Here is a 14261-nt window from a genome sequence, read left to right on the forward strand (position 1 = left end):
AGATGGTGAAGGCACAACGTAAGGAATTATCGCCATGGCGAAAGAGCAATTTCAGCGTAACAAACTGCACGTAAACGTGGGCACCATCGGTCACGTCGACCACGGTAAAACCACCCTGACTGCAGCTATTACCACCGTACTGTCTAAAACTTACGGCGGCCAGGCTCGTGCATTCGATCAGATCGATAACGCACCAGAAGAGAAAGCTCGTGGTATCACCATCAACACTTCACACGTTGAGTATGAAACCCCGACTCGTCACTACGCACACGTTGACTGCCCAGGCCACGCCGACTATGTGAAAAACATGATCACCGGTGCTGCGCAGATGGACGGCGCGATCCTGGTTGTTGCTGCGACTGATGGCCCGATGCCACAGACCCGTGAGCACATCCTGCTGGGTCGTCAGGTTGGCGTTCCTTACATCATCGTGTTCCTGAATAAATGTGACATGGTTGATGATGAAGAGCTGCTGGAACTGGTAGAGATGGAAGTTCGTGACCTGCTGTCAGCATATGACTTCCCAGGCGACGACACCCCAATCGTTCGTGGTTCTGCGCTGAAAGCGCTGGAAGGCGAAGCTGAGTGGGAAGCGAAAATCATCGAACTGGCTGAGCATCTGGACAACTACATCCCAGAACCACAGCGTGCGATCGACATGCCGTTCCTGCTGCCAATCGAAGATGTCTTCTCAATCTCTGGCCGTGGTACTGTTGTTACCGGTCGTGTTGAGCGCGGCATCGTTAAAGTCGGCGACGAAGTTGAAATCGTAGGTATCAAAGATACTGCGAAATCAACCTGTACCGGTGTTGAGATGTTCCGTAAGCTGCTGGACCAGGGTCAGGCAGGCGAAAACTGTGGTGTTCTGCTGCGCGGTATCAAGCGTGAAGACATCCAGCGTGGTCAGGTTCTGGCTAAGCCAGGCTCAATCAAGCCACACACCCAGTTCGAGTCAGAAGTTTACGTTCTGTCTAAAGACGAAGGTGGTCGCCATACTCCGTTCTTCAAAGGCTATCGTCCACAGTTCTACTTCCGTACAACTGACGTAACCGGCTCAGTAGAGCTGCCAGAAGGCGTTGAAATGGTCATGCCAGGCGACAACATCAAAATGGTTGTTACCCTGATCCACCCAATCGCGATGGACGAAGGTCTGCGCTTCGCAATCCGCGAAGGTGGCCGTACCGTTGGCGCGGGTGTTGTTGCTAAAGTTATCGCTTAATTGTGATATCTGCTGTGGTCGTGCAAACGGCCACTGCAACACAGTAAAAAGAGCACTTCGGTGCTCTTTTTTTTGCTCAGAAATCGACATAACCCTGTAAAGCGTGGGTTTGAAATAAAAACGATTCGCATTTACACTGTGTACAGAAAATGTACCCGAGTGATGAATCAATGTACGTCTGCCTGTGTAATGCCATCAGTGATAAAACCCTTCGTGAAGTTGTGCGTCGCTATCAGCCCAAATCTATTCAGCAACTGCGCCAGTTTGTACCGGTAGGCAAACAGTGTGGCAAATGCGTTCGTGCTGCGCGCGAGATTATGGATGAAGAGATGCAGCATGCCCCGCTCTATAAAGAGATAGCCTGACTGACCCTGGATGTGTGAATACCCACAATATCTGTCGCGTTTTTTTGACTTCTTTTTAACCACATCTACGCTCTAATAAATCAGACGCGGAGGGTTAACAATGAAGGGCGATATCAAAGTTATCAGTCATCTCAATAAACTGCTGGGAAATGAACTGGTTGCCATCAATCAGTATTTTCTGCATGCACGCATGTTTAAAAACTGGGGGCTAACGCGCCTCAACGATGTGGAGTACCACGAATCGATCGACGAGATGAAGCATGCGGACAAGTACATTGAACGCATTCTCTTTCTTGAGGGAATTCCAAATCTTCAGGATCTGGGACGTCTGCGTATCGGCGAAGACGTTGAGGAGATGCTAAGTTCAGACCTGAATCTGGAGCTGGAAGGCGCTAAAGATCTGCGTGAGGCCATTTCCTATGCTGACAAGGTACATGACTATGTCAGTCGTGACATGATGATTGAAATCCTGGCTGATGAAGAGCATCACATCGACTGGATTGAAACGGAACTTGAGCTAATCCATAAGATGGGTATCCAGAACTATCTGCAGGCTCAAATCAAAGAAGAGTGAATCGGGTCTGCAACACGATCATTACCCAGCCCGCAATGGCCAGGAAAGGGCCAAACGGCAGCGGGCTGTTCACCTGAATTAAACCGCGTAGTTTCAGCATCACGATTGCCGTCAGCGCCAGAAAAGTGGCACCCAGTGCAATCCAGGGTAGCGCCTGCCATCCACAGCATGCGCCCAATGCCGCGAAAAGCTTCATATCACCATAACCTAATCCTTCATGCCCCCGAACCTGCCGATAACTCCAGGCGAGCAGCCACAATGTACAGTAGCCCGACAAGGCACCCCATATCGCCGCACTCTCTGTCCCAAAGATGGCTGCATGTAGTAACCCCAGCCAGAGCAGCAGATAGCTGAGCGGGTCAGGTATACAGAAGTGCTGACGGTCAATAACCGCTATCAGTAGCAGCAGGCTGGAGGCAGTGATAACAAAAGTAGCGTCTGCAGCCCTGTCAAAACTATTCAGTACCAGCAGGCAAAGCATTGCAACTAGCCATTCACTGATAAAGCTTTCCGCACCGAACGGATGATGACAGAAGCGGCACCAACCTCTTAACCGTGGCCAGCTAATCAGTGGCAGCGCATCACGCCATAGCAGGCGTTGCTGACAACAATCACACCGTGAACCGGGAAAGCAGAGTGCGATAAACCACTGAGCGGGTGAGAGCGCGGGTGAGAAGCGTACCCAGGCCAGCGAAAGAAAGCTTCCCAGTGCGCCTCCGCCAGCAAGTGCTACGAATTGAGTAATCAGTGACATGATGTTGCTCCGGATGAGAAGTTAAAAGCACTTTCATCGGCTTCTCATTCTGTGTCACCTATGGATAAATAACGGCGGAAAAGTGCTCACAAAAAAATTTGTGACTTAACCGCTCTGCAGCACTGCGACGCGACGCGTGCCGCAAGAACCGGCCACTATTTAACAGGGAAAACCGCAACACGGGTTGCTTCCTGAACAGATTTACGTATAATGCGCGGGCCTGCAGATATTGCAGGCGCGATTCGAGCAGAATCGCAGACGGCTGAAATATAGGCCGCCTGACAATACTCCCAATTGGGGAGTTATATGCTGAACGATTACACTCTCCCATCAATCGTAATGGGTTCGAGTAGTAATTTTTTTCGTCTATAAAAAGTTTGGAGCTCTGGTCTCATGCAGAACCAAAGAATCCGTATCCGTCTTAAAGCGTTTGATCATCGTCTGATCGATCAATCAACCGCGGAAATCGTTGAGACCGCCAAGCGCACTGGTGCGCAGGTTCGTGGTCCAATCCCGCTGCCAACCCGCAAAGAGCGTTTTACTGTTCTGATCTCTCCGCACGTTAACAAAGATGCGCGTGATCAGTACGAAATCCGCACTCACAAGCGTCTGGTAGACATCGTTGAGCCAACTGAAAAAACGGTTGATGCTCTGATGCGTCTGGATCTGGCTGCCGGTGTTGACGTGCAGATCAGCCTGGGTTAATCAGGTCATCGAGCGATTGAGAGGTTGAAACAATGATTGGTTTAGTCGGTAAAAAAGTGGGCATGACCCGCATCTTCACTGAAGATGGCGTTTCTATCCCCGTCACCGTAATCGAAGTTGAAGCGAACCGCGTTACTCAGGTCAAAGGCCTGGAAAACGACGGTTACCAGGCAATTCAGGTTACCACCGGTGCTAAAAAAGCAAACCGTGTGACCAAACCTGAAGCTGGTCATTTTGCTAAAGCTGGCGTTGAAGCTGGCCGTGGCCTGTGGGAATTCCGCACCGCTGAAGGTGAAGAGTATTCTGTAGGTCAGAGCATCAGCGTTGAGATTTTCGCTGAAGTTAAGAAAGTTGACGTAACCGGTACCTCTAAAGGTAAAGGTTTCGCCGGTACCGTTAAGCGCTGGAACTTCCGTACCCAGGACGCTACTCACGGTAACTCCTTGTCTCACCGCGTTCCGGGTTCTATCGGTCAGAACCAGACTCCGGGCAAAGTGTTCAAAGGCAAGAAAATGGCAGGTCAGCTGGGTAATGAGCGCGTAACCGTTCAGAGTCTGGACGTAGTACGTGTTGACGCTGAGCGCAACCTGCTGCTGGTTAAAGGTGCAGTTCCCGGTGCTACCGGTAGCGACCTGATCGTTAAACCAGCTGTGAAGGCGTAAGGGGATAGCAATGGAATTAGTATTGAAAGACGCGCAGAGCGCGCTGACTGTTTCCGAAACTACCTTCGGTCGTGATTTCAACGAAGCGCTGGTTCACCAGGTTGTTGTTGCTTACGCATCTGGCGCCCGCCAGGGTACTCGTGCGCAGAAAACTCGCGCCGAAGTAACCGGTTCAGGCAAAAAGCCATGGCGTCAAAAAGGCACCGGCCGTGCGCGTGCAGGTTCTGTAAAGAGCCCAATCTGGCGTTCAGGTGGCGTGACCTTTGCTGCGAAGCCGCAGGACCACAGTCAAAAAGTTAACAAAAAGATGTACCGCGGCGCGCTGAAAAGCATCCTGTCCGAACTGGTACGTCAAGATCGTCTGATCGTTGTCGAATCATTTGCTGTAGAAGCACCGAAAACCAAGCTGCTGGTACAGAAACTGAAAGACATGGCTCTGGAAGACGTGCTGATCATCACCGGTGAACTGGATGAGAATCTGTTCCTGGCTGCGCGTAACCTGTACAAGGTTGACGTGCGTGATGCATCCGGTATCGATCCAGTTAGCCTGATCGCCTTCGACAAAGTCGTTATGACTGCTGATGCAGTTAAGCAAGTTGAGGAGATGCTGGCATGATCCGTGAAGAACGTCTGCTGAAAGTACTGCGCGCGCCGCACGTATCTGAAAAAGCATCTAGCGCGATGGAAAAAACCAATACCATCGTTCTCAAAGTTGCTAATGACGCGACCAAAGCAGAGATCGTTGCTGCTGTTGAGAAACTGTTCGAAGTAGAAGTTAAAGACGTAAACACCCTGGTAGTTAAGGGCAAAGTTAAGCGTCAAGGACAGCGTATCGGTCGTCGTAGCGACTGGAAAAAAGCTTACGTCACCCTGAAAGAAGGCCAGAATCTGGACTTCGCTGGCGGCGCTGAGTAAGTCGGAGGAGAAAGACAATGGCAGTTGTTAAATGTAAACCGACATCTCCGGGTCGTCGCCATGTAGTTAAAGTGGTAAACGCGGAGCTGCACAAGGGCAAACCATTTGCCCCGCTGGTAGAAAAAAACAGCAAATCCGGTGGCCGTAACAACAATGGTCGTATCACTACCCGTCATATCGGTGGTGGTCACAAGCAGGCTTACCGTATTGTTGACTTCAAACGCAACAAAGATGGTATCCCGGCAGTTGTTGAACGTCTTGAGTACGATCCGAACCGCTCTGCGAACATCGCACTGGTTCTGTACAAAGACGGCGAGCGCCGTTACATCCTGGCCCCTAAAGGCCTGAAAGCCGGCGACCAGATCCAATCTGGCGTTGATGCTGCGATCAAAGCAGGTAACACTCTGCCGATGCGTAACATCCCGGTGGGTTCAACCGTGCATAACGTAGAAATGAAACCAGGCAAAGGCGGTCAGATTGCTCGCTCAGCTGGTGCTTACGTGCAGATCGTTGCGCGTGAAGGTTCTTACGTTACCCTGCGTCTGCGTTCAGGTGAAATGCGTAAAGTCGAGTCTGACTGCCGCGCAACACTGGGCGAAGTCGGCAACGCTGAGCATATGCTGCGCGTTCTGGGTAAAGCTGGTGCAGCCCGTTGGCGTGGTGTTCGTCCGACCGTTCGTGGTACCGCGATGAACCCAGTTGATCACCCGCACGGTGGTGGTGAAGGTCGTAACTTTGGTAAGCACCCGGTAACTCCGTGGGGCGTTCAGACCAAAGGTAAGAAGACCCGTAGCAACAAGCGTACTGATAAATTTATCGTACGTCGCCGTAGCAAATAATATTAGAGGATAAGCCATGCCACGTTCTCTCAAGAAAGGTCCTTTTATTGACCTGCACTTGCTGAAGAAGGTAGAGAAAGCGGTGGAAAGCGGTGACAAGAAGCCTTTGCGCACTTGGTCCCGTCGTTCAACGATCTTTCCTAACATGATCGGTTTGACCATCGCTGTCCATAATGGTCGTCAGCACGTTCCTGTCTTTGTTTCCGACGAAATGGTTGGTCACAAACTGGGTGAATTCGCGCCGACACGTACTTATCGCGGTCACGCGGCTGATAAAAAAGCCAAGAAGAAATAAGTAGGAGGAAGAGATGGAAACTTTAGCTCAACATCGCCACGCTCGTTCTTCTGCTCAGAAGGTTCGCCTTGTTGCTGACCTGATTCGCGGTAAGAAAGTGTCGCAGGCACTGGACATTTTGACCTACACCAATAAGAAAGCGGCTGTACTGGTCAAAAAAGTTCTGGAATCTGCCATTGCTAACGCCGAACACAACGATGGCGCTGATATCGACGATCTGAAAATCACGAAAATTTTCGTTGATGAAGGTCCGACCATGAAACGCATTATGCCGCGTGCCAAAGGTCGTGCAGATCGCATCCTGAAGCGCACCAGCCACATTACTGTGGTTGTGTCCGATCGCTGAGACTCTGGAGACTAGCAATGGGTCAGAAAGTACATCCTAATGGTATTCGCCTGGGTATTGTAAAACCATGGAACTCTACCTGGTTTGCGAACACCAACGAATTCGCTGACAACCTGGACAGCGATTTTAAAGTACGTCAGTTCCTGACTAAAGAACTGGCTAAAGCATCTGTCTCTCGTATCGTTATCGAGCGTCCAGCGAAGAGCATCCGTGTGACTATTCACACCGCTCGTCCGGGCATCGTTATCGGTAAGAAAGGCGAAGATGTAGAAAAACTGCGCACGGTCGTCGCGAAAATCGCTGGCGTTCCTGCACAGATCAATATCGCCGAAGTCCGCAAGCCGGAACTGGACGCGAAACTGGTAGCTGACAGCATTACTTCACAGCTGGAGCGTCGTGTGATGTTCCGTCGTGCTATGAAGCGTGCAGTTCAGAACGCCATGCGTCTTGGCGCGAAGGGTATTAAAGTTGAAGTTAGCGGCCGTCTGGGTGGCGCTGAGATCGCACGTACCGAATGGTATCGTGAAGGTCGCGTGCCATTGCACACACTGCGTGCTGACATTGACTACAACACCTCTGAAGCGCACACCACTTATGGTGTAATCGGCGTTAAGGTATGGATCTTCAAAGGTGAGATCCTGGGTGGTATGGCTGCTGTTGAACAACCGGAACCGGCTGCTCAACCTAAAAAGCAGCAGCGTAAAGGCCGTAAGTAAGGAGAGTCGCTGATGTTACAACCAAAGCGTACGAAATTCCGTAAGGTGCACAAAGGCCGTAACCGCGGTCTGGCTGCGGGTACGGATGTCAGCTTCGGTACTTTCGGTCTGAAAGCTGTTGGCCGTGGTCGTCTGACTGCTCGTCAGATCGAAGCAGCACGTCGTGCTATGACCCGTGCAGTTAAGCGTCAAGGTAAGATCTGGATCCGAGTATTCCCGGACAAACCGATCACCGAGAAGCCGCTGGAAGTGCGTATGGGTAAAGGTAAGGGTAACGTAGAGTATTGGGTTGCCCTGATCCAGCCTGGTAAAGTCCTGTATGAAATGGACGGCGTACCAGAAGAGCTGGCCCGTGAAGCATTCAAGCTGGCAGCAGCAAAACTGCCTATCAAAACCACCTTTGTAACTAAGACGGTGATGTAATGAAAGCAACTGAGCTGCGTGAAAAAAGCGTTGAAGAGCTGAACACTGAGCTGCTTAATCTGCTGCGTGAGCAATTTAACCTGCGCATGCAGGCAGCATCTGGCCAACTGCAGCAGACTCATCTGCTGAAACAGGTTCGCCGTGATGTTGCACGCGTTAAGACTTTACTGACTGAGAAGGCGGGTTCGTAATGACCGATAAAATCCGTACTCTGCAGGGTCGTGTAGTAAGTGACAAAATGCAGAAATCTGCAGTTGTCGCTATCGAACGTTTCGTGAAACACCCGATCTACGGCAAATTCATCAAACGTACGACCAAGCTGCACATCCATGACGAGAACAATGAATGTGGAATTGGTGACGTGGTAGAAATCCGCGAATGCCGTCCACTGTCCAAGACTAAATCCTGGACCCTGGTTCGCGTAATCGAGAAAGCGGTTCTGTAATAAGAATTGTTTTTTCTGAGGAAACCCTCTGCTTCGGCAGGGGGTTTTTTTTTACCTTTTATTCTGACTTGATCCATTTGTGCCTGCGGCAGAGCAGATTTGATGGCGCTCACAAATTTAGGGAATGGCGAGGATTAAGCTGCGACTCTTCAGGCGATGTGACCTGAAAGCTCCAGTCTGTTGAGGCCGGAGTTATCATAACTGTACAAGGAAATGTGCCGTGGAAATGGAGAATCATGATCGCTTACGCCGGTCACTGTTAAAATTACCACTGTTAGCTGCGTTACCAGCTATTAGCTCTGCCAAAAGCCTGCCGCTATTATCGGGTAGTACACACCCACAACCCACAGGCAATAGCATGGAACGAACGTTATTACTAAAGAACGCTGAATGCGTGGTCTGCATGGATGCCGAGCGTCGGGAAATACGTAACGCCAGTATTCTGATTAAAGGGAACCAAATCGTTGCGGTCGGGGAAGCAGGATCGTTACCTGATAGCGCGGATGAAATGATTGACCTTCAGGGACACATTGTTATCCCCGGGCTGATCAATACGCATCATCACATGTATCAGAGCCTGACCCGGGCTATTCCTGCGGTACAAAACGGCGAACTGTTCAACTGGCTGACCCACCTCTACCCACTGTGGCAGAACCTGACGCCTGAGATGATTCATATCTCAACGCAGATTTCGATGGCTGAGTTAATGCTCTCCGGTTGCACCACCACCAGTGACCATCTCTATGTCTACCCTAACGGTTGTAAGCTTGACGACAGCATTGAGGCTGCAGCACTGATGGGCATGCGTTTCCATGCCAGCCGGGGCAGCATGAGTGTGGGCAAATCCCTCGGAGGTCTGCCGCCCGATTCGCTGGTTGAGAATGAAGCCGCCATCATCAAGGATACGCAGCGTGTGATTGAACGCTATCACGATGACAGCCACGGCTCGATGTTACGCATCGTGGTGGCCCCATGTTCACCGTTCTCAGTCAGTCGTGAACTGATGAAACAATCCGCTGCACTGGCACGCAGCTTCAACGTCTCGATGCATACTCATCTGGCGGAGAACGACAACGATATCCGATATAGCCGCGAAAAGTTCCACATGACGCCAGCACAGTACGTTGAAGACCTCGGCTGGGTAGGGCCGGATGTCTGGCATGCACACTGCGTTAAACTGGATCAGTATGGTATGGAGCTCTTTGCACGCACCGGAACCGGCGTCGCACACTGTCCCTGTTCAAACATGCGGCTCGGTTCGGGCATTGCACCAATACGCCACATGTGCGATGCCGGTGTCCATGTCGGTATGGGCGTAGATGGGTCAGCCTCCAATGACAGCTCAGACATGATAGCGGAGGTACGTCAGGCAATGCTGTTACAACGCGTGGGTTTCGGCCCGGATGCGATGACGGCTCGTCAGGCTCTGGAGCTGGCGACGCTGGGTGGAGCAAAAGTGCTGAATCGCGATGACGTGGGCGCCATTGCGCCGGGCATGATGGCTGATCTGGCCATCTTTGATTTGAATCGCATTGGTCTTGCCGGGGCGGGGCACGATCCTGTCGCCGCCCTGGTGTTCTGTAATCCGGGGCAGGTCGCTTACAGCATCATCAACGGAAAAGTCAGGGTGCGAAACGGACAACTGGCCGGAATTGAACTGCCAGCCGTGCTGCATCAGCATAACCAACTGGCCAGAAAACTGGTTAGTTGAGTCATAAGGGCACTTTATTAGGGAGGCGACGAAAAATAAGGCAGATTACATTTGCTACTGTTCGCACTATTCCCTAGAATACGCCCTCCCTGTCATCAGGGAAAATCAGCGGCTCGATTGAGAGCCGTTTATTTTTTCTACCCATCTGTGAGAACCGGTGTTACAATGCCGCGCCCTCAATTATGGGGCTTTCTAACGACCTGAGGTTTAGGTCCCGAAGTAGTAGTTGACATTAGCGGAGCACTAAAATGATCCAAGAACAGACTATGCTGAACGTCGCCGACAACTCCGGTGCACGTCGCGTAATGTGTATCAAGGTTCTGGGTGGCTCGCACCGTCGCTACGCAGGCGTCGGTGACATCATCAAAGTTACCATCAAGGAAGCAATTCCTCGTGGTAAAGTCAAAAAAGGTGATGTCCTGAAGGCGGTAGTGGTGCGCACCAGGAAGGGTGTTCGTCGCCCGGACGGTTCTGTCATTCGCTTCGATGGTAATGCATGCGTTATTCTGAACAATAACAGTGAGCAGCCTATCGGTACGCGTATTTTTGGGCCGGTAACTCGTGAACTTCGTACTGAAAAGTTCATGAAAATTATCTCTCTGGCACCAGAAGTACTCTAAGGAGCGAACAATGGCAGCTAAAATCCGTCGTAACGACGAAGTTATCGTGTTAACCGGTAAAGATAAAGGTAAGCGCGGTAAAGTTAAGAATGTCCTGTCTTCTGGTAAGGTCATCGTTGAAGGTATCAACCTGGTTAAGAAACATCAGAAGCCGGTTCCGGCTCTGAACCAACCAGGTGGCATCGTTGAAAAAGAAGCTGCTATTCAGGTTTCTAACGTTGCACTGTTCAACGCGGCAACTGGTAAGGCTGACCGTGTAGGCTTTAGATTCGAAGACGGCAAAAAAGTCCGTTTCTTCAAGTCTAACAGCGAAACTATCAAGTAATTTGGAGTAGTACGATGGCGAAACTGCATGATTACTACAAAGACGAAGTAGTCCAGAAACTCATGACAGAGTTTGGCTACAATTCTGTCATGCAAGTCCCTCGGGTCGAGAAGATCACCCTGAACATGGGTGTTGGTGAAGCGATCGCTGACAAGAAACTGCTGGATAATGCAGCAGCAGACCTGGCAGCAATCTCCGGTCAAAAACCGCTGGTCACCAAAGCACGCAAATCAGTTGCAGGCTTCAAAATCCGTCAGGGCTATCCGATCGGCTGTAAAGTAACTCTGCGTGGCGAGCGCATGTGGGAGTTCTTTGAGCGTCTGGTCACCATTGCAGTTCCACGTATCCGTGACTTCCGTGGCTTGTCCGCTAAGTCATTCGATGGTCGTGGCAACTACAGCATGGGTGTACGTGAGCAGATCATCTTCCCAGAAATCGACTACGACAAAGTCGATCGCGTTCGTGGTTTGGATATCACCATTACCACTACTGCGAAATCTGATGATGAAGGCCGTGCTCTGCTGGCTGCCTTTGACTTCCCGTTCCGTAAGTAAGGTAGGGTTACTTAATGGCTAAGCAATCTATGAAAGCGCGCGAAGTTAAGCGTGCAAAATTAGCAGACAAATTCTTCGCTAAACGCGCTGAACTGAAAGCGATCATCTCTGATGTGAACGCTTCCGACGAAGACCGTTGGGATGCTGTTCTGAAGCTGCAGAGTCTGCCGCGTGATTCCAGCCCTTCACGTCAGCGTAACCGCTGCCGTCAAACAGGTCGTCCGCACGGTTTCCTGCGGAAGTTTGGGTTGAGCCGTATCAAGGTCCGCGAAGCCGCCATGCGCGGTGAAATTCCGGGTCTGAAAAAGGCTAGCTGGTAATTGTCACCAATTGAATCACGGGAGTAACACAGATGAGCATGCAAGATCCGATCGCGGATATGCTGACCCGTATCCGTAACGGTCAGGCCGCGAACAAAGTTGCGGTCACCATGCCTTCCTCCAAGCTGAAATTGGCAATTGCCAACGTTCTGAAGGAAGAAGGATATATTGAAGATTTCAAAATCGAAGGCGACATCAAGCTGGAACTGGAACTTACTCTCAAGTATTTTCAGGGCAAAGCTGTTGTAGAAAGCATTCAGCGAGTAAGCCGTCCTGGCCTGCGCATCTATAAGAAAAAAGATGAGCTGCCAAAGGTAATGGCTGGTATGGGCATCGCTGTAGTTTCTACATCTAAAGGTGTCATGACTGATCGTGCAGCGCGCCAGGCAGGTCTTGGTGGCGAAATTATCTGCTACGTAGCGTAATCGGAGGATACATATGTCTCGTGTTGCTAAAGCACCTGTCGTTGTTCCTGCCGGCGTAGAGGTAAAACTCGACGGTCAGGTAATTTCGATTAAAGGTAAAAACGGCGAGCTGACTCGTACTATCAATGATGCTGTTGAAGTTAAACATGCTGACAACGCTCTGACTTTCGCTCCGCGCGAAGGTTTCGTTGACGGCTGGGCGCAGGCGGGTACTTCTCGCGCGCTGCTGAACGCAATGGTTATCGGTGTTACCGAAGGCTTCACTAAGAAGCTGCAGCTGGTTGGTGTAGGTTATCGTGCAGCCGTTAAAGGCGACGTGGTAAACCTGTCTCTGGGCTTTTCTCATCCAGTCGATCACCAGCTGCCCGCGGGTATCACTGCAGAATGTCCAACTCAGACTGAGATCGTGCTGAAAGGCGCTGATAAACAGCTGATTGGTCAGGTTGCTGCGGACCTGCGCGCCTACCGTCGTCCTGAGCCTTATAAAGGCAAGGGTGTCCGTTACGCCGACGAAGTCGTGCGTACCAAAGAGGCTAAGAAGAAGTAAGGTAACACTATGGATAAGAAATCTGCTCGTATCCGTCGTGCGACCCGTGCACGTCGCAAGCTCAAAGAGCTGGGTGCTACTCGCCTGGTGGTACATCGTACCCCGCGTCATATTTACGCACAGGTAATCGCCCCGAATGGTTCCGAAGTTCTGGTCGCTGCTTCTACTGTAGAAAAAGCTATCACTGAACAACTGAAGTATACCGGTAATAAAGAAGCCGCAGCTGCAGTAGGTAAAGCTATCGCAGAACGCGCAATCGAAAAAGGCATCACTGGTGTTTCTTTCGACCGTTCCGGTTTCCAATATCATGGTCGCGTCCAGGCACTGGCAGATGCTGCCCGTGAAGCTGGCCTTCAGTTCTAAGGTAGAGGTCTAAGATGGCACACATCGAGAAACAAGCTGGCGAACTGCAGGAAAAACTGATCGCGGTAAACCGTGTTTCTAAAACTGTTAAAGGTGGTCGTATCTTCTCCTTCACAGCACTGACTGTGGTAGGCGATGGTAATGGTCGCGTAGGTTTTGGTTACGGTAAAGCGCGTGAAGTTCCAGCAGCGATCCAGAAAGCGATGGAGAAAGCCCGTCGCAACATGGTTAACGTCGCGCTGACCAACGGCACCCTGCAGCACCCTGTTAAAGGTGCACACACGGGTTCCCGCGTGTTCATGCAGCCGGCTTCAGAAGGTACCGGTATCATCGCCGGTGGTGCAATGCGCGCCGTTCTGGAAGTCGCTGGAGTTCATAACGTACTGGCAAAAGCCTATGGTTCTACTAACCCGATTAACGTGGTTCGTGCAACTATCGACGGCCTGGGCAATATGAAATCTCCGGAAATGGTCGCTGCTAAGCGTGGTAAATCCGTTGAAGAAATTCTGGGGTAATCACGATGGCTAAGACTATTAAAATCACTCAAACCCGTAGTTCAATCGGCCGCTTGCCTAAGCATAAAGCCACTCTGGTTGGCCTGGGTCTGCGTCGTATTGGCCACACCGTTGAGCGTGAAGACACGCCTGCAGTACGCGGTATGGTTAACGCGGTTTCCTATATGGTTAAAGTGGAGGAGTAAGAGATGCGTTTAAATACTCTGTCTCCGGCCGAAGGGTCTAAGCACGCTACCAAGCGTCTGGGTCGTGGTATCGGTTCTGGCCTCGGAAAAACCGGTGGTCGTGGTCACAAAGGTCAGAACTCACGTTCTGGCGGTGGCGTACGTCGCGGTTTCGAAGGTGGTCAGATGCCTCTGTACCGTCGTCTGCCGAAGTTCGGTTTCACCTCTCGCAAAGCAATGATCACCACAGAGATTCGTCTGTCTGATCTGGCGAAAGTTGAAGGCGGTATCGTCGACCTGAACGCGCTGAAAGCAGCCAACATTGTCGGTGTTCAGATTGAATTCGTTAAAGTAATTCTGTCTGGTGAAGTATCTACACCGGTAACGGTTCGCGGCCTGCGTGTCACCAAAGGTGCTCGTGCTGCAATCGAAGCTGCTGGCGGTAAAATCGAGGAATAA

General features: G+C 51.0%; 26 protein-coding genes. 25 read left to right on the forward strand and 1 reads right to left on the reverse strand.

Going from position 1 to position 14261, the window contains the following annotated elements:
- The first annotated feature begins 34 nt into the window (after nucleotides 1-34).
- The 3 genes from tuf to bfr all read left to right on the forward strand — a co-directional run bounded on the left by tuf (nucleotide 35) and on the right by bfr (nucleotide 2158).
- Nucleotides 35-1219 carry an elongation factor Tu gene (gene tuf / locus K6R05_RS02115; protein ID WP_105099977.1) on the forward strand — a complete coding sequence of 395 codons (1185 nt, stop codon included), beginning with the start codon at nucleotides 35-37 and terminating at the stop codon, nucleotides 1217-1219.
- A gap of 170 nt (nucleotides 1220-1389) precedes the next feature.
- The gene (gene bfd / locus K6R05_RS02120) at nucleotides 1390-1584 is read left to right on the forward strand and encodes a bacterioferritin-associated ferredoxin (protein WP_033784140.1); all 195 of its coding nucleotides are present in this window, start codon (nucleotides 1390-1392) and stop codon (nucleotides 1582-1584) included.
- 100 nt (nucleotides 1585-1684) lie between these two features.
- Complete coding sequence (gene bfr, locus K6R05_RS02125; RefSeq protein WP_222924923.1) at nucleotides 1685-2158, forward strand: bacterioferritin; 474 nt, start codon at nucleotides 1685-1687, stop codon at nucleotides 2156-2158.
- Here bfr and K6R05_RS02130 read toward each other — a convergent pair.
- Entirely contained in the window at nucleotides 2145-2912 is a 768-nt protein-coding gene (locus K6R05_RS02130; RefSeq protein ID WP_222924924.1) for a prepilin peptidase, read from the reverse strand. The genes bfr and K6R05_RS02130 overlap by 14 nt on opposite strands.
- A gap of 393 nt (nucleotides 2913-3305) precedes the next feature.
- Between K6R05_RS02130 and rpsJ the strand changes: the two genes are divergently transcribed.
- The 22 genes from rpsJ (at nucleotide 3306) to rplO (ending at nucleotide 14261) form a co-directional block, all read left to right on the forward strand.
- Nucleotides 3306-3617 (forward strand): 30S ribosomal protein S10, encoded by a 312-nt coding sequence (rpsJ, locus tag K6R05_RS02135; protein ID WP_001181005.1) that lies wholly within the window; start codon nucleotides 3306-3308, stop codon nucleotides 3615-3617.
- A gap of 32 nt (nucleotides 3618-3649) precedes the next feature.
- Entirely contained in the window at nucleotides 3650-4279 is a 630-nt protein-coding gene (gene rplC, locus K6R05_RS02140; RefSeq protein WP_003850712.1) for a 50S ribosomal protein L3, read from the forward strand.
- Between the two features lie 10 nt (nucleotides 4280-4289).
- Complete coding sequence (gene rplD, locus K6R05_RS02145; protein WP_003850711.1) at nucleotides 4290-4895, forward strand: 50S ribosomal protein L4; 606 nt, start codon at nucleotides 4290-4292, stop codon at nucleotides 4893-4895.
- Complete coding sequence (gene rplW / locus K6R05_RS02150) at nucleotides 4892-5194, forward strand: 50S ribosomal protein L23 (protein WP_003850708.1); 303 nt, start codon at nucleotides 4892-4894, stop codon at nucleotides 5192-5194. The genes rplD and rplW overlap by 4 nt, the downstream gene beginning before the upstream one ends.
- A 17-nt stretch (nucleotides 5195-5211) precedes the next feature.
- Nucleotides 5212-6033, forward strand: coding sequence for a 50S ribosomal protein L2 (rplB, locus tag K6R05_RS02155; RefSeq protein WP_008927137.1), 822 nt, complete (start codon nucleotides 5212-5214; stop codon nucleotides 6031-6033).
- A 16-nt stretch (nucleotides 6034-6049) separates the two neighbouring features.
- Entirely contained in the window at nucleotides 6050-6328 is a 279-nt protein-coding gene (gene rpsS, locus K6R05_RS02160) for a 30S ribosomal protein S19 (RefSeq protein ID WP_001138115.1), read from the forward strand.
- A 13-nt stretch (nucleotides 6329-6341) separates the two neighbouring features.
- On the forward strand, nucleotides 6342-6674 hold the full coding sequence (rplV, locus tag K6R05_RS02165; RefSeq protein ID WP_008927136.1) for a 50S ribosomal protein L22: 333 nt from the start codon (nucleotides 6342-6344) through the stop codon (nucleotides 6672-6674).
- Nucleotides 6675-6691: 17 nt separating this feature from the next.
- Nucleotides 6692-7390, forward strand: coding sequence for a 30S ribosomal protein S3 (gene rpsC, locus K6R05_RS02170; protein ID WP_008927135.1), 699 nt, complete (start codon nucleotides 6692-6694; stop codon nucleotides 7388-7390).
- A gap of 12 nt (nucleotides 7391-7402) precedes the next feature.
- Entirely contained in the window at nucleotides 7403-7813 is a 411-nt protein-coding gene (rplP, locus tag K6R05_RS02175) for a 50S ribosomal protein L16 (protein WP_008927134.1), read from the forward strand.
- On the forward strand, nucleotides 7813-8004 hold the full coding sequence (gene rpmC / locus K6R05_RS02180; protein WP_003850146.1) for a 50S ribosomal protein L29: 192 nt from the start codon (nucleotides 7813-7815) through the stop codon (nucleotides 8002-8004). The genes rplP and rpmC overlap by 1 nt, the downstream gene beginning before the upstream one ends.
- On the forward strand, nucleotides 8004-8258 hold the full coding sequence (gene rpsQ, locus K6R05_RS02185) for a 30S ribosomal protein S17 (RefSeq protein ID WP_003850147.1): 255 nt from the start codon (nucleotides 8004-8006) through the stop codon (nucleotides 8256-8258). Before rpmC ends, rpsQ begins: the two co-directional genes overlap by 1 nt.
- Nucleotides 8259-8616: 358 nt before the next feature.
- Nucleotides 8617-9969, forward strand: coding sequence for an 8-oxoguanine deaminase (locus K6R05_RS02190; RefSeq protein ID WP_161736569.1), 1353 nt, complete (start codon nucleotides 8617-8619; stop codon nucleotides 9967-9969).
- 248 nt (nucleotides 9970-10217) lie between these two features.
- Nucleotides 10218-10589: a 50S ribosomal protein L14 gene (gene rplN, locus K6R05_RS02195; RefSeq protein WP_006120590.1), complete on the forward strand. Its 372-nt coding sequence runs from the start codon at nucleotides 10218-10220 to the stop codon at nucleotides 10587-10589.
- A 10-nt stretch (nucleotides 10590-10599) separates the two neighbouring features.
- Complete coding sequence (rplX, locus tag K6R05_RS02200) at nucleotides 10600-10914, forward strand: 50S ribosomal protein L24 (protein ID WP_003850150.1); 315 nt, start codon at nucleotides 10600-10602, stop codon at nucleotides 10912-10914.
- Between the two features lie 14 nt (nucleotides 10915-10928).
- Nucleotides 10929-11468, forward strand: coding sequence for a 50S ribosomal protein L5 (rplE, locus tag K6R05_RS02205; RefSeq protein ID WP_003850155.1), 540 nt, complete (start codon nucleotides 10929-10931; stop codon nucleotides 11466-11468).
- A gap of 14 nt (nucleotides 11469-11482) precedes the next feature.
- Entirely contained in the window at nucleotides 11483-11788 is a 306-nt protein-coding gene (rpsN, locus tag K6R05_RS02210; RefSeq protein WP_008927132.1) for a 30S ribosomal protein S14, read from the forward strand.
- 32 nt (nucleotides 11789-11820) lie between these two features.
- Nucleotides 11821-12213 (forward strand): 30S ribosomal protein S8, encoded by a 393-nt coding sequence (gene rpsH, locus K6R05_RS02215; protein ID WP_003850158.1) that lies wholly within the window; start codon nucleotides 11821-11823, stop codon nucleotides 12211-12213.
- Between the two features lie 13 nt (nucleotides 12214-12226).
- The gene (gene rplF, locus K6R05_RS02220) at nucleotides 12227-12760 is read left to right on the forward strand and encodes a 50S ribosomal protein L6 (protein ID WP_013359237.1); all 534 of its coding nucleotides are present in this window, start codon (nucleotides 12227-12229) and stop codon (nucleotides 12758-12760) included.
- Nucleotides 12761-12769: 9 nt separating this feature from the next.
- A complete protein-coding gene (rplR, locus tag K6R05_RS02225) occupies nucleotides 12770-13123 on the forward strand; it encodes a 50S ribosomal protein L18 (protein ID WP_003850163.1) in 354 nt (117 codons plus the stop codon).
- 14 nt (nucleotides 13124-13137) lie between these two features.
- Nucleotides 13138-13638, forward strand: a complete 501-nt coding sequence (gene rpsE, locus K6R05_RS02230) for a 30S ribosomal protein S5 (RefSeq protein WP_003850164.1) — start codon at nucleotides 13138-13140, stop codon at nucleotides 13636-13638.
- 5 nt (nucleotides 13639-13643) lie between these two features.
- The gene (rpmD, locus tag K6R05_RS02235) at nucleotides 13644-13823 is read left to right on the forward strand and encodes a 50S ribosomal protein L30 (RefSeq protein WP_003850166.1); all 180 of its coding nucleotides are present in this window, start codon (nucleotides 13644-13646) and stop codon (nucleotides 13821-13823) included.
- Nucleotides 13824-13826: 3 nt separating this feature from the next.
- Nucleotides 13827-14261 (forward strand): 50S ribosomal protein L15, encoded by a 435-nt coding sequence (gene rplO / locus K6R05_RS02240; RefSeq protein ID WP_003850168.1) that lies wholly within the window; start codon nucleotides 13827-13829, stop codon nucleotides 14259-14261.

The sequence above is a fragment of the Pantoea alfalfae genome, from assembly GCF_019880205.1.
In the GTDB taxonomy this organism is placed as follows: domain Bacteria; phylum Pseudomonadota; class Gammaproteobacteria; order Enterobacterales; family Enterobacteriaceae; genus Pantoea; species Pantoea alfalfae.